General features: G+C 66.5%; 17 protein-coding genes and 1 tRNA gene. 10 read left to right on the top strand and 8 right to left on the bottom strand.

Annotation, left to right across the window (positions count from 1 at the left end; all coding sequences use genetic code 11):
• The first annotated feature begins 146 nt into the window (after positions 1-146).
• Genes WAB17_RS02965 through WAB17_RS02950 form a run of 4 tightly spaced genes read left to right on the top strand, consistent with a single transcriptional unit; the run spans position 147 to position 4266 of the window.
• A complete protein-coding gene (locus WAB17_RS02965) occupies positions 147-1205 on the top strand; it encodes a sensor histidine kinase (RefSeq protein WP_435418548.1) in 1059 nt (352 codons plus the stop codon).
• Positions 1202-1846: a response regulator gene (locus tag WAB17_RS02960; RefSeq protein WP_435418547.1), complete on the top strand. Its 645-nt coding sequence runs from the start codon at positions 1202-1204 to the stop codon at positions 1844-1846. The genes WAB17_RS02965 and WAB17_RS02960 overlap by 4 nt, the downstream gene beginning before the upstream one ends.
• A gap of 3 nt (positions 1847-1849) precedes the next feature.
• Entirely contained in the window at positions 1850-3832 is a 1983-nt protein-coding gene (locus WAB17_RS02955; protein WP_435418546.1) for a PAS domain S-box protein, read from the top strand.
• A complete protein-coding gene (locus WAB17_RS02950) occupies positions 3829-4266 on the top strand; it encodes a response regulator (protein WP_435418545.1) in 438 nt (145 codons plus the stop codon). The genes WAB17_RS02955 and WAB17_RS02950 overlap by 4 nt, the downstream gene beginning before the upstream one ends.
• 10 nt (positions 4267-4276) lie before the next feature.
• Here WAB17_RS02950 and WAB17_RS02945 read toward each other — a convergent pair.
• A tRNA-Ser gene (locus WAB17_RS02945) sits at positions 4277-4367 on the bottom strand.
• Between the two features lie 238 nt (positions 4368-4605).
• On the opposite strand from WAB17_RS02945, the gene WAB17_RS02940 reads away from it, so the two are divergent.
• From WAB17_RS02940 to WAB17_RS02930, 3 genes are all read left to right on the top strand, one after another.
• Entirely contained in the window at positions 4606-5406 is an 801-nt protein-coding gene (locus tag WAB17_RS02940) for a DUF1134 domain-containing protein (RefSeq protein ID WP_435418544.1), read from the top strand.
• An 87-nt stretch (positions 5407-5493) separates the two neighbouring features.
• Positions 5494-6672, top strand: a complete 1179-nt coding sequence (locus WAB17_RS02935) for an aromatic amino acid transaminase (RefSeq protein WP_435418543.1) — start codon at positions 5494-5496, stop codon at positions 6670-6672.
• Positions 6673-7212, top strand: coding sequence for a GNAT family N-acetyltransferase (locus WAB17_RS02930; protein ID WP_435418542.1), 540 nt, complete (start codon positions 6673-6675; stop codon positions 7210-7212). It begins immediately after the preceding gene.
• 29 nt (positions 7213-7241) lie between these two features.
• Here the strand turns inward: WAB17_RS02930 and WAB17_RS02925 are convergent, their stop codons facing one another.
• From WAB17_RS02925 to WAB17_RS02895, 7 genes are all read right to left on the bottom strand, one after another.
• On the bottom strand, positions 7242-7823 hold the full coding sequence (locus WAB17_RS02925) for a hypothetical protein (protein ID WP_435418541.1): 582 nt from the start codon (positions 7821-7823) through the stop codon (positions 7242-7244).
• A gap of 186 nt (positions 7824-8009) precedes the next feature.
• Positions 8010-8627, bottom strand: a complete 618-nt coding sequence (locus WAB17_RS02920; RefSeq protein WP_435418540.1) for a riboflavin synthase — start codon at positions 8625-8627, stop codon at positions 8010-8012.
• 9 nt (positions 8628-8636) lie between these two features.
• Complete coding sequence (ribD, locus tag WAB17_RS02915) at positions 8637-9617, bottom strand: bifunctional diaminohydroxyphosphoribosylaminopyrimidine deaminase/5-amino-6-(5-phosphoribosylamino)uracil reductase RibD (RefSeq protein WP_435418539.1); 981 nt, start codon at positions 9615-9617, stop codon at positions 8637-8639.
• Entirely contained in the window at positions 9614-10063 is a 450-nt protein-coding gene (locus WAB17_RS02910; RefSeq protein WP_435418538.1) for a hypothetical protein, read from the bottom strand. Before WAB17_RS02910 ends, ribD begins: the two co-directional genes overlap by 4 nt.
• A gap of 41 nt (positions 10064-10104) precedes the next feature.
• Positions 10105-10827, bottom strand: a complete 723-nt coding sequence (locus tag WAB17_RS02905) for a M48 family metallopeptidase (RefSeq protein ID WP_435418537.1) — start codon at positions 10825-10827, stop codon at positions 10105-10107.
• Positions 10824-11297 (bottom strand): YcgN family cysteine cluster protein, encoded by a 474-nt coding sequence (locus WAB17_RS02900; RefSeq protein ID WP_435418536.1) that lies wholly within the window; start codon positions 11295-11297, stop codon positions 10824-10826. Before WAB17_RS02900 ends, WAB17_RS02905 begins: the two co-directional genes overlap by 4 nt.
• Entirely contained in the window at positions 11285-11893 is a 609-nt protein-coding gene (locus WAB17_RS02895) for an SCO family protein (protein ID WP_435418535.1), read from the bottom strand. Before WAB17_RS02895 ends, WAB17_RS02900 begins: the two co-directional genes overlap by 13 nt.
• A gap of 85 nt (positions 11894-11978) precedes the next feature.
• Here WAB17_RS02895 and WAB17_RS02890 point away from each other — a divergent pair, with 85 nt between their 5' ends.
• Genes WAB17_RS02890 through WAB17_RS02880 form a run of 3 tightly spaced genes read left to right on the top strand, consistent with a single transcriptional unit; the run spans position 11979 to position 13581 of the window.
• A complete protein-coding gene (locus WAB17_RS02890) occupies positions 11979-12590 on the top strand; it encodes an ankyrin repeat domain-containing protein (RefSeq protein ID WP_435418534.1) in 612 nt (203 codons plus the stop codon).
• 4 nt (positions 12591-12594) lie between these two features.
• Positions 12595-13272 (top strand): COQ9 family protein, encoded by a 678-nt coding sequence (locus WAB17_RS02885; RefSeq protein WP_435418533.1) that lies wholly within the window; start codon positions 12595-12597, stop codon positions 13270-13272.
• 57 nt (positions 13273-13329) lie between these two features.
• Positions 13330-13581, top strand: coding sequence for a FeoA family protein (locus WAB17_RS02880; protein ID WP_435418532.1), 252 nt, complete (start codon positions 13330-13332; stop codon positions 13579-13581).

Genomic DNA, 13581 nt, shown 5'->3' with positions numbered 1-13581 from the left:
GATAGCTCCGGCTCGCTCGCGCCAAATCAGCCGGACGGCTAGCTAACCGGCTTAGGCCGGATGGCCTATGCGTTTTGTACCGGTTGCTGTAATTGGTGGGCGACATGTCCCGGACGATGCCCCTTGCACCGCCACTTCTTGAAACCGTGGCTGAGCTGCGCGAGCTCTATCGCGCGGCCGAAGCGCGTGCGGCGCGCATGCGGTTGCTATCGGGCATCGGCAAGACGCTGTCGGACGCCTCGCCTGAAACGATGGCTGCGGCTCTCGACGATTGCGCGGAACGGCTCGCGTTTTTCCTGGGCGGACGCGGTGGCCGCCTCGCCCCGCACGATGCGTTGCATGGCATCGCGATCCGGGCCCCCGGTGAGGAATCCGTGCTGGCCCGAATTGCCATCGAGGGGATCGGGAACGAGCGCGAAATTGCCGACGACGAGGATCGCGAGACGCTGGCCCTCGCACTCGAACTGATGGGTTCGGCGCTTGACCGCACCAATCGCGAGCAGGAACGCCAGCGCCTCGTCGATACGCTGCAGGAGCGCGAAAAGCGGCTGGAGATGCTGGTCGAACGGATGTTCACGGCGCAGGAGGCCGAGCGTCTCGGCGTATCCCGGGAATTGCACGACGGCGTGGCGCAAACGGCCACCGCGCTGGCGCGGATGATCGAAGGCGCAGGGTCGTCCGCCGAGGACCTGCCGGCCGCGGAACGGGCGAAACTGGCGGGAATCGCCCGCGGCCTGGTACGCGAATTGCGCGCGGTAATCGGAGGATTGCGCCCGACACTGCTCGACGATCTCGGGCTGGAGGCGGCCATCCGCGCCATGGCCGATGGCCTCCAGGCCGAGGGCTTCACCGTCACGGTCCGAACCAGCCAGCCGGTCGGCCGCTTGCCCAAGATTGTCGAGACGGCGCTGTTCCGCGTGGCGCAGGAAGCGATCTCCAATATCCGCAAGCATTCCGGTGGGCCCTGTGCGGTCGCGATCGAAATGGCGCTGGCGGAATCGGAAGCGGAGCCCTTTCTTCGGATTGTCGACAGCGGGCGGGGATCCGGCGCGGCGGTCCGGCAGGATGATGGCGAAGGGTACCACATCGGTATCGACGTCATGACGGAGCGCATGGCGGCGATCGGCGGCAGGCTGGACTGGCGTGCGGGTGCCAAGGGCGGCGTCTCGGTGACGGCATTCCTGGCAGGCAGGGACGGGCGATGACCGCGGCGAGGATCGTGATCGTCGACGACCACCAGCTCGCGCGTGAGGGTCTGCGTGCGGTGCTCGCTAGCGACAGCATCGAAGTGGTGGCGATGGCGGCTTCCGGCGAAGAGGCGATCCGGATCGTCGACGAGCAGCGCCCCGATGTCGTGCTGATGGACATTCGCCTTGGTGCGGGAATCGACGGGCTCGAAGCCACCCGCCGGATTGCGGCGCTGGGGTTGGGCACGAGGGTCATCATGCTGACGCTGCACGAAATGCCGGCCTATGTGCGCGAAGCCTTGGCGGCCGGTGCTGCGGGCTATGTCCTGAAGGATGCTGCCATCGACGAGCTCAAGGGTGCGATCGCACAGGTCATGGCCGGGAATTCCGCCGTTTCCCTGGAACTGGTCAATGCCGCCATCCGGGCCGCCCCCTTGCCGGGGCGGGAGGCCGACATGTCGCGTCTGTTGACCGATCGCGAGCGCGATGTCGTGGGACTTGTCGCCGAAGGTTTGACCAACAAGGAAATTGCCCGCCAGCTCGACATCAGCCCGGCAACGGTCAAGGTTCATGTGGAGCGCATCATCGGCAAGCTGGGCGTGGCCGACCGGACCCAGGCCGCGGTGCTGGTGACCCAGATGCGGCGCAGCGACGGCTGACCGATGAGCTACGAGCGACCGATGGCCGCACCGATGCGGTTCTGGGCCGATCGGCCGCTTGCCATGAAGGGGCTGGTCTTCATTGCCATTCCTCTTGCCATCCTGTTCGCAGCGCTGGGCTCGCTCTATCTGTCGAGTACCGCCGAAGAGCGGGCGGAGGCCGATGTCAGGCGCGCGTTCGCGATCCAGCGCGATACCTACCAGGTCCACGCCCTGCTTTCGCAGGCGGCGGCCGGAGTCCGCGGCCATGCGCTGACCGGCGAAGTGCGTTTCCTCGAACCGTTTGCCGCAGCACAGCGCGAATTGCCCGCGACAATGGCGAGGCTCGACGAAGCGATCAGGGATCCCGGCGTCAGGCGGCAGTTTTCCGACCTGACCGGCCTGGTCGAGGCCAAAATGCAAGGACTGGAGCAGATCGTGGAGGTCTCGCGTTCCGGAGCCGACCTCAGCGTCTCTCGCGGTGCCATGACGGACGAACTCACGGCCAATCGCGACATTCTTGCCCGCCTTGGGGAACAGGTCGATGCGATCCAGCGCAGCGAGGCAGTGTTGCTCGACCAGCGCCGCGCCCGGGTGCAGGATGTGCGCACCCGGTTTCTCATATTAACTGCCGTCAGTGCCCTCCTGGGGTTGCTCGGCAGTCTTGCCGCGGTCTACCTCTTCTCGACCGGCATAGTTCGGCGCGTGAAGATGCTGGAACGCAATGCGGAAAGCCTTGCCCGCGGTGAAAAGCTTGTCGAACTGCCCGACGAGGCCGATGAGATCGGTCGGCTGGCGCAGCGCCTGTCGCGGGCCAGCGATCTTTTGCGGGCACGCGAGAAGGACCTGAGCGACAGCGAGGAGCGCTTCCGTCTGATCGTCGAGAAGGTGCGGGACTACGGCATCTTCGTGCTCGACACCGACGGCAATGTCGCGACCTGGAACCTCGGCGCAGAGCGGATCAAGGGGTGGGAGGCGGACGAGATCCTGGGCCGGCACTTCAGCACCTTCTACCCGCCCGAGACGAGAGATTTCCTGCCCCGGCAGATGATCGCACGAGCTGTTGCCGACGGTTCGGCGGAAGACGAGGGATGGCGCGTCCGCAAGGACGGCTCGAGGTTCTGGGCCAACGTGGTGGTCACTGCCTTGCGCGACGCGGAAGGGACCTTGCGCGGATTTGCCAAGGTGACCCGCGACATCTCCGAACGGCGCAGGACCGAAGAGGAATTGCGCAACGCACGCGAGGAGGCCGTGGCGGCCAGCCAGGCAAAAACCGTGTTCCTCTCGCGCACCAGCCACGAATTGCGGACGCCCATGAACGCTATCCTCGGCTTTGGCCAGTTGCTCGAAATCGAGGAAGAACAGTTCGATCCGCCACACCGGGCAGCGATCGCCCAGATCATGAAGGCCGGGCGTCACCTGCTGTCGCTGATCAACGACCTGCTCGACATTTCCAGCATCGAGGCGGGCGCGAGCGAAATCGTGGTTGTACGTGCCGACCTGCGGGAATTGCTGGAAGAGGCCCATGGGTTGGGCACTCCGCTGGTCCAGCAGGCTGGCCTCGCATTCGAGCTGGAGGCACCCGGGCCGGGCATCGCGGTTCTGGCCGACCGTCGGCGAACCATGCAGGTCATCCTCAATCTCATCGCCAACGCCGCCAAATACAACCGCACGGGAAGCCGGGTCCGGCTCGGCGGTGGGGTGACGGGCGGAGAGGCCAAGGTATGGGTCGAAGACGACGGGCCGGGTATCGAGCCGCGCGACGTACCGCGGCTGTTTACTGCATTCGACCGGCTGGGCGAACAGCGGCGGTCTTCAACCGAAGGAACCGGGCTCGGCCTCGCCCTGTCGAAAAGCCTCATCGAATCGATGGGCGGTGCGATCGGCTATGAACCGGTGAAACCCGAGGCCGGGGCGCACGGGTCACGGTTCTGGTTCTCGCTTCCGCTTGACGAAGAAAACCATCCCGGCGTGGCGTGCGAACAGGAAGGAATCGGGAAGGCATGATCGGCAGGCTGGTTACACAGGCTGAAGTGACGTCGCGGCGCATCCTCGCCATCGACGACGAGGAAGCCAATGTCCTCCTGCTACGCAGCGTGCTGGAGCGCGAGGGCTATGGCGATGTCCATTGCCTGACCGATCCCCGGCAAGCCATGCGGGCCTATATCGACCTCGCCCCGGATATCGTCCTGCTTGACCTGATGATGCCGGGGATCGACGGCTTCGAACTGCTCGAGGCCTTTTCGCGTCACGACCGCCCCGGCGAATTCCGGCCGGTCCTGGTGCTGACCGCCGATACGACCCTGCAGGCACGGCGCCGCGCGCTTTCGCTCGGGGCCAAGGATTTCGTCGCAAAACCGTTCGACGTCATCGAAGTCGCCTTGCGGATCGGAAACCTGCTCGAGACCCGCATCCTCTACGAACGGCTGCGCGAAAGCTGAGCGGCAGGAGTGGCGGAGACGGAGGGATTCGAACCCTCGGTACCCAGTTCGAGTACGGTTCCTTAGCAGGGAACTGGTTTCAGCCACTCACCCACGTCTCCGCAAGCGCGCATGCCCTTGCGGGCGGCGGCTGCGAGGGGGGCGCTATAGCTAGGGGTCTGGCGCGGGGCAAGGGGACATTCGCAGGCTGTCGTCACGCGCCGTGGCCGGCGTTACGGCCCGCAGCAGGACTCGTTTCGACGCATTTTCGATTCGCTTCGTCGTTCGTTCATTGCCGGGCAAGGGGCAAAGGATTCTTCTGACGCGCGAGGGGCATCCAGCCCCGGTCCGGGATCGAAAATGACCAGCCTGATGCGCCCCTTCCGTTCGACGTTGGCAGCTTTGGCAGCCTGCTTCGCCCTTGCCGCGGGGCCTCTGGCCGCGCAGCAGGTCGAAACGATCGATCCCGACACGGCGATGACCGGCGCCATCGACGGCGACCTGGGCGAACAGCCCGGCGAGCCATCGGTCTATTCCGCCGCACCGCAGGTCGACGCAGCGCCGCCTGCCCCGACCTGGTCGAATCCCGGCGAGGTGCAGGGATGGAAAACGCAGACCGTCGCCGAGCCTGCCGCAGCGCCGGTTGCCGCCCCTGCTGCAACCCCGCAGACCGCCAAGGCGACCTATGGCGAAGACGACTTGATCGGCGCGGCCGAAGGTGTGTTCGGCAAGGGCGCCGAAGGGCTTGCCAAGATGATCCAGAAGCTGCTGGCCGAACAGGGCGAGCCCAATGGCTACATCGTCGGTCGCGAGGCCGGCGGCGCTTTCATCGTTGGGGCCCGCTACGGCTCGGGCACGCTGTTCCACAAGGTCGAGGGGCAGATGCCGGTATACTGGACCGGACCTTCGATCGGGCTCGATGCCGGGGCCAATGCCGGCAACACCTTCGTTCTCGTGTACAATCTCTACGACACCGAAGAGCTGTACGAGCGGTATCCGGCCGGCGAAGGCCAAGCCTACCTGGTGGGCGGCGTCACCGCGAGCTACCTGCGCAAGGGCGATGTCGTGCTGATACCCATCCGCGTCGGGGCCGGGCTGCGGTTGGGCGTCAACGCGGGCTACATGAAATTCTCCAAGAAGCAGCGCTGGCTGCCCTTCTAGTCGCAAGTGCCGGTCAGGGGCGCATAAGGCCCCGATCGATACGAATTCAGGTTGCGGGCGCTGCGGGGCGCGGGCAATAGCGCGCCCATGCTCGATGCTCTCCAACCGCAAGCCCCCGATGCGCTGCTCGCGCTGATCAAACTCTATGCCGCCGATACGCGGGCGGACAAGATCGACCTCGGTGTCGGCGTCTATCGCACCGACGATGGCGCGACCCCGGTGTTCAGGGCGATCAAGCAGGCCGAGCAGAAGCTGGTCGATGAGCAGGATTCCAAGGGCTATCTCGGTCCCGAAGGCGACATGGGCTTCGTCCATGGCCTGATGCCCTATGTCTTCGGCCCGGATGCGACGATGGGGGGCCGTATCGAGGGGATGCAGACCCCGGGCGGGACGGGCGCGTGCCGGCTGGCGTTCGCCCTCGCGCGGAAGGGCGGGATCCGGCGGGTCCTGATGGGATTGCCGAGCTGGCCGAACCATGCCCAGATCCTCGCCGATCTCGACCTCGAAGCGGTCGGTTTCCAGCACGCGAAGGCCGATGGCAGTGCCGATCTGCAGGCCCTGCTCGATACGCTGGCGAATGCCGGGGAGGGGGATGCGGTCCTGCTCCACGGCTGTTGTCACAACCCGACGGGTGTGGACTACACGGCCGAAGACTGGGCCGCGATCGCCGATGCGCTGGCAGGCAGCGCAGTCCTGCCGATCGTCGATTTCGCCTATCACGGGCTCGGTTTCGGGCTCGACGAGGATGCTGCCGGGATGCGCGGCCTGCTCGCCAGGGTGCCGGAGGCGCTGGTGGCCTATAGCTGCGACAAGAACTTCGGCGTCTATCGCGACCGGGTCGGGGCCTTCTACGTCAAGAGCGACGACAAGGATCGCCTGCCCGTCGCCATGTCCAATGCCGCCGCCCTGGCGCGGGCGAACTGGTCGATGCCGCCGGACCATGGCGGTGCGGCCATCCGCCTGATCCTGCGCGACGAGGGCATGACGCGGGTCTGGCTCGACGAGCTGGACAGCATGCGCACCCGGTTGCGCTGGGTACGCGAGCGGCTGGCGCAGGCCGACAACGAGGTTCCCGGCCTCGACCTCACCGCCCTCGGTCGGCAGAGCGGCATGTTCGCGACCCTTCCGCTCGACAAGGACCAGATCCAGAGGATGCGCGACGACCACGCCGTCTACATGGCAGGCTCGGGCCGGATCAACGTCGCTGGCCTGACCATCGGCAACATCGACAAGTTCATCGCGGCCCTGGCGGACGTGACCGCCTGAATGGAGCGGCAGCCGGTCCTCGAAGGCGAACGGTTGCTGCTGCGGCCGCTGCGCGAAGAGGACTGGGATGGCCTGTTCGCTGTCGCCGCCGACCCGCAGATCTGGGCGGTGCACCCGGCGCATGACCGCTGGCAGGAACCGGTCTTCCGTGCATTCTTCGCCGATGCCCTAGCGAATGGCGGGGCACTGGCAGTGATCGAGAAGTCGAGCTGGGCAATCGTCGGTTCCTCGCGTTTTCAGGGCCATGATCCGGCCGACGGCGGCTCGGTCGAGATCGGCTGGACCTTTCTCGCCCGGCGGCTGTGGGGCGGCGGGTTCAATGCCGAAATGAAGCGGCTGATGCTCGGGCACGCCCTGCGATATGTCCGCCGCGTGGACTTCCGCGTCGGCGAAGCCAACGTGATCTCGCGCGGCGCCATGGCCAATATCGGCGGCGTGCTGAGCGAGCGCGAGGATATCACGATGTTGGCCGGGGTCGCGCATCGGCATGTGATCTACGAGATCACGCAGGAAAGCTTTGCCAGGGGGCCGCTTGCCTGACGCCCGGCGCGGCACGCAAAATGCGCTTTTCAAACCCGTGACCTTTGGCGCTGGCTCGCCGGGGCTTGGCCCTGCAGCGAAGCCCGGTCGACCGACGCGAGCAGCCGGAAAAGCGCCGAATTGTCGGCTTTTCGCCTCACCCCGATATACTTCCCGCGATGCAGCAACACCTGCCATAGCCCGGTGTCGCAGCGCCAGCGCAATTCCTCGATTGTGACCTTTGCGGCCGGGGTTGTGGAAGCGGCCAGAGCCGCGTTCGCTGCCCTGAAGTCCATCGCCGGCGCCGAGAGCCCGAGCCTGGCCAGCTGCGCTTTCCTGACCCCCGCATCCGCGAAAGCCGGACGCAATGGCAATGGCGCAGAACCGATCGCCGCGTCCCACGCGGCACAGAAGCTCGCCGACCATTTGCGCCGTCGCAGCCGGTAAGCCGTCTCGCGCGCCATGCCGACCCGCCGCGCGGCCTCGCTGACCGAGCGGGTTTCCGCCAGTTCGCCGATGAACTCGGCCTGCTTGAGCGGAGTCCAGCCGTCGGACCGCGCCTTGCCGGGGACGGCATGGAATGGCGGGATACGGCCGCGAAGCCTGGCGGGTGCGGGGGGACTCTGCGTCATCGACCAGGATAAGGCAGAATTTCGCAATGTAGGAAAGTTCGAACGCGACCGGGCGGCCGTTTCAGGCAGTCCGCCTAGAGGACGTGAATCCCGAAGCTATCGGCGATCTGCCGGATCATGCCATTTGTCTGCGCTGCCACTGCCGCTGCCGGTGACGTTGAGGGCGATGACTTGCGCCACGCCTGCCTATCCCCGCAGGCTTTCCATCCGTTTCAGATACCGCGCCAGCACGTCGATCTCCAGGTTGACCGCGGCGCCCTCCTTCAGCGTGCCGAGCGTCGTCACTTCGCCGGTGTGGGGGATGATGTTGAGGCCGAACACCACATCGCCGGCGGGCAGGTCTTCCACACTGTTGACCGTCAGCGAGACGCCATCGACGGTGATCGAGCCCTTCTCCGCCACGTAGGGCGCGATGGCACGGGGCGCGCGGATGTCGATCCGGATCGAGGCACCTTCGTCGGCCATGCGCGCCACGGTGCCCACGGCATCGACATGACCCGTCACCAAATGCCCGCCGAGCTCGTCGCCCAGACGCAGCGCCTGTTCGAGATTGAGCCTGCGCCCTTCGGTCCACTGGCCATGGGCGGTGCGGCTGACCGTCTCGCCCGAGACATCGACCGCGAACCAGGCATCGCCTTGCTCGCCGCCGCGCTCGACCACCGTCAGGCAGACCCCCGAACACGAAATGGATGCGCCGATGGCCATGCCTTCGGGGTCGTAGGGACAGGCGATACGGATATGCAGGTCGCCCCGATCCTCCACGCTGGCGATAGTGCCGATGGCGGTGACGATGCCGGTGAACATGCTTTCTCCTCAGTTGCGCGTCCGCGCATAGGCCTCGAAGCAGTCGCTGCCAAGCTGGCGGCGCTCGGCCAGGTGCCAGCGGCCATGCGCGCCCGGCAGGTCGGCAATCGCAAGCGCACCGATCGCCCGCAGGCCGTCGCCGATGACAAGGGGTGCGCGGTAGATTTCGAGCCGGTCGACAAGGTCTTCGGCGAGGAATGCCCCGGCGACATTGGCGCCGCCTTCGACGTAGAGATATTGCACGCCCTCGAGTGCCGATATGCCCGCAGGCGAGGCGATGGCGCGCGTCCCGGCGGGCGCGTCTCCCCGGGTCAGGACCATCCGCTCCGGACTGCGATCGCCAAGCCCCGGAAGCCGGACGTCGAGGCGCGGGCGGTCGGTGCGCCAGGTCCTGCCCCCGACCAGGATCGCATCGGCCATGGCGCGGCGCGAATGGACATGGGCCCGGGCCTCTTCACCGGTGATCCACCGGCTGGTCCCGTCGGCCAGCGCGATGCACCCGTCGAGCGAGATGGCCAGTTTCAAGGTCACATGGGGGCGGCCGAGATGCTGGCGCGTGAGGAAACCGGCAAGGCTGCCCCGTGCTTCGGCGCATGGCAGGTGATCGACCATCACGCCGCCTGCGCGAAGGCGCGCTATCCCCGCACCGTCGGTGCGGCTGTCGGGATCGATTTCCGCCACCACGACACGGGCAGGGCCGGCGGCAAGCAGTACATCGGTGCACGACGGCCCGCGAGCGGACTGGTGGGCGCAGGGTTCCAGGGTCACATAGACCGTGGCGCCGCGCGCCTTCGCGCCGGCCTGTTCGATGGCGACAGCCTCGGCATGGGGGCGCCCGCCAGGCTGCGTCCAGCCGCGTCCGACGACGACACCGTCCCTGACCACGATGCACCCGACCGCGGGATTGGGCCGACTGAGCGGGCGGCCCCTCGATGCGAGCCGGGCAGCCGCGGCCAGCCAGTCGCCATCGTCCCGGACGGTCCGGCTCATTCGTTGTCCGGCGATTGGGTCTGCGATGTCGGGGCTTGGCGACGGGATCCGGCAGCGGCTTCCTCGCGCGCTTTCTCTTCGGCGATTTCGCGTTCCATCGCGTCGACATCGACGCCCGTGGCGCGGCCCAGCGCACGATAGGCGTCTTTCGCCTCTTCCTCGAGCGCGGCAATCCTGGCTTGTTCGGCCTCCTTGCGCTTCTGGTTCTCGATATTGGAGGCGACGATCTCGCTATCGCTCCGCCCCGGCTCGAAGCTGGTGATATAGTCTATCGTCGGGCGTTCGGGCGGGATGAGGTGCCGTTCCTGCGATATCAGGTAGAGCGACGTCAGCGGTATGGCCAGCGATGTCAAAAGGATCGGCCAGCGATACGGTGTCGGCTTGCGGAACTCGTTCCAGAAGTCCGCGATGCCGCCGGACGGATTGAAGCGCGATAACTTACCCATGCCGGCAACATAGGGCCTGCCGGTGGCCCGCGCCAGTGGCGTCAGCCGAACGGAGCGTAGAGCGAGCGGCCATGCTGCTTCAGCCAGCGGTCGGCCGAGGCAAGATCGCCTTCGAACAGCGTGCGGAGCGCATCGTGGAAGGCCGGCGAATGGTCGAAATGAAGGCGGTGTGCGGTTTCGTGGGCGGCCACCGAGCGGCGGACGAAATCGGGTGCCATGATGAGTCGCCAGTTGATCCGCATCTGCCCCGTCGCCGAACAGCTGCCCCAGCGGCGGCGTGCATTGCTGAGGGAAAGCGGCGGCACGGGCAGGCCGACGCGCCCGGAATAGAAGGCGAGATCGTCTGCCAGTCTCTCGCGCGCCTCGGCCTGCAGCCACCCCTTGAGCCGTAGGGCAAGCGTCTCCTCGGGTCCGCCGAGCCGGATCCCGCCATCGGCCAGGACAGGCCGGCGCGGATAGGCGCGGTCCCAGGCAATTCGTGTCTCGACACCGAGGTAGGGCACTGTCCCGCCCGCGACCGGGTGCCGCGACGGTGGCCGCCTGGCGAGCTGCGCGGCGAGCCATTCCCGGCGGCTTTCGGCAAATTCCATGGCGTCGGCCGTGCGCCCCCAGCGGGGCAGTGTCACGCGCACGCTGGCTCCGTCGTCGGCAAGGCGCAGGACCATTCGCCGCGCCGTCGGATGCCGCCGGATATCGACCGGCAGGCGGGCCTCGCCCACCAGCACCGCGGTATCGCCCGGATTGCGGCGCAGCCAGTCGATCATTCCTCGTCTTCCCACAGCCCGTCGTCCCATTCGACGATGTGATGTTCGAGCGGGCCGGCGCGCGTTTCGCACACGGCCCTGCCGGCGATCCCCGCGCCGTGAACATGCACCGCATCGCGATCGCCGCAGATCAGGTAATGCCAGCTTGGCAGCAGGTCGCCATCCGCGCGCAGCCGGTAGGCGCAGGTGCGGGGCAGCCATTGGACGTCTTCCACGATCTTCAGCGTGAGGCGGAGGCAGTCCGGCACCTGCGCCTTGCGGTTCGGATAATCGCTGCAGCGTGCGCTATCGATATCGAGCAGCTTGCAGGCCACATTGGTATCGGCGATCTCGCCGGTCTCGTCGTCCTCGATCTTGTGCAGGCAGCAGCGCCCGCACCCGTCGCACAGCGCCTCCCACTCGGGCTCGCTCAGCGATGCCAGCGGCAGCTCCCAGAAACGTTCGCGCAGCGGGGGCGCTACCGGACCCATGCTTCCAGTTCTCTCGCGATACCTTCCGGCCCCTTGTCTGTCGGCAGGATGCCGAGCGGTTCGCCCTCGGGCCCGTACAGGGTGACGAATGTGGAGTGGGCGACATTGTAGAAGCCTGTTTCGTCCGGCTCTTCCTTATGTGCGCTCGTGCCGAAAGCCCTGGCGACGGCGGCGATTTCCTCGGGCGAACCGGTCAGGCCGACGAGTCGAGGGTGGAAATTGCTTACGAACTCGCCGACCTTGGCGGGCGTGTCGCGTTCCGGATCGACGCTGATGAAGATCGGCTGCACCTTCGCGCCCAGATCGGGATGGTTTTTCTCGAACTGCTCCAGCCCCTGCGACATCCTCAGCACATCGGTCGGGCAGATCGCGGGGCAATTGGCGAACCCGAAATAGACCATCCGGTACTTGCCGGCAAAATCGTCCCACGCGACCTTGCGCCCGGCAGGGTCGGTGAGAACGAAATCGCCGCCCACGGTGCCGCCGCGCATGTCGACCCCGTCGGTCGTCGGGCCGGGCGGGGGCGGCGCGGCACTGCAAGATGCGATGGCCAGGGCGAGGGCGGCTAGGGCAATGGTTCGAAGCGGGGCGGGCATGGCGAAAAGGTTCAGCCTCTGCTAACGGGGTTGGAACGAAGGCGAGTCTCGGCCGTCACATAGAATGTTAGCGGAGTGTGCAAAGGTGTCGCTGCCTCTTTTTCGCAAGTCCATCGTTTCTGCAGGCCTGGCGCTGGCCGTGCTCGCAGCCCCTGCGGCGGCGCAGTTCTCGGACAGCCACGAATTCCTCGAGGCCGTTCGCAAGCGCGAAGGGGACAAGGTAACTCAGGTCATCAGCCAGCCCGGCAATACCCTAATCAACACTCGCGATCTCTCGTCAGGGGATACCGCGCTCCACATTGTTGCCGAGCGCGGCGATACCGCCTGGATCCGTTTCCTGCTCCAGCGAGGCGCGAATCCCAACATTGCCAACAAGAAGGGCCTGACGCCGATCATGATTGCGGCAGCGCTGGGCAATGTCGATGGGGTGGAGGCACTGATCAAGTCCGGCGCCCGGGTCGACGACCAGGACAGCCTCGGCGAAACCCCGCTGATCAGCGCGACGCATCGCCGCGATGTCGAAATGGTCAAGCTCCTGCTCGAAAAGGGCGCCGATCCGGAACGCAGCGACAACAGCGGCCGATCGGCGCGCGACTATGTCGCCGCCATGGGCAACAAGCGGCTTGCCGACGAGTTCGCCGCGGCCGATGCCAAGCGGGCGGCCAAGACGGGCCCAAGCTACGGACCGGGACTGTAGGGCGATGATCGAAAACGCTGCCGATCTCACGCTCGACGAGCTTCGTATCGCGCTCGCCCCGGCCATTGCCGATTCGGCGGTGTTCGACGGCTGGAGCGATGCCGCGCTGATCATGGCTGCCGAGATCGAGGGTGTCGATATCGATGTCGCCCGGCTCGCCTTCAAGGCCGAGGGCAATGGAGGCCGGGCGATGGCGATGATCCGCGCCTGGATCGACGGTGTCGACGCGGCGATGGCTGCCGAATGGCCGCAGGACCGGCTGGCGACGCTGAAGGTGCGCGAGCGGATCCGCACCCTGGTCCAGTTCCGCCTCGATGCCGTGGCCGGGCAGGAAGAGGCCGTGCGGCGCGCCATGGCAATCATGGCGATGCCCCTCAACGCAGCGGAAAGCCTGCGCATCGGCTGGCGCAGCGCGGACCGGATGTGGCGGCTGGCGGGCGATACCGCGACCGATTACAACCACTATACGAAACGCACGATCCTCGCCGGGCTCTATGCGGCAACCCTGACGCATTTCATCAACGACGAGAGCGAGGGCAAGGCTGATACGAGGGCGTTCCTTGAACGCAGGATCGATGGCGTCATGCAGTTCGAAAAGATCAAGGGGCGCCTGCTCAACTCCGAGCGGGAGAGTTTCAGCCTGACCCGTTTCCTCGGCCGTTTGCGGTATCCTGCGCGATAAATCCGACACTATTGATAATCAGTTGCAATAAGCCTGCACATCTGGCAGCGGCGGCGCATGACCGTCGTCACCACTCTCGAATGCCTCGAGCCGGGGCGCAGCGCCATCATCACCGGCATCGAATGGCAGGCCATTGCGCGCGACGATGCGAAGCGTCTGCGCGCGCTCGGCTTCGATACGGGGGTCGAGGTGCAGGTGGCACACCGCGGCGTGTTCGGCGGGCGGGATCCGCTGGCGGTGCAACTGGGCCGCATGACCGTGGCCCTTCGCCGCGTCCATGCCGCCGCCGTTGCTGTCGAAATGGACTGA

Origin of the sequence: Parerythrobacter aurantius, from assembly GCF_045291475.1 — a bacterium.
GTDB lineage: Bacteria > Pseudomonadota > Alphaproteobacteria > Sphingomonadales > Sphingomonadaceae > Parerythrobacter > Parerythrobacter aurantius.
This window is presented reverse-complemented; position numbering and strand designations above follow the sequence as displayed.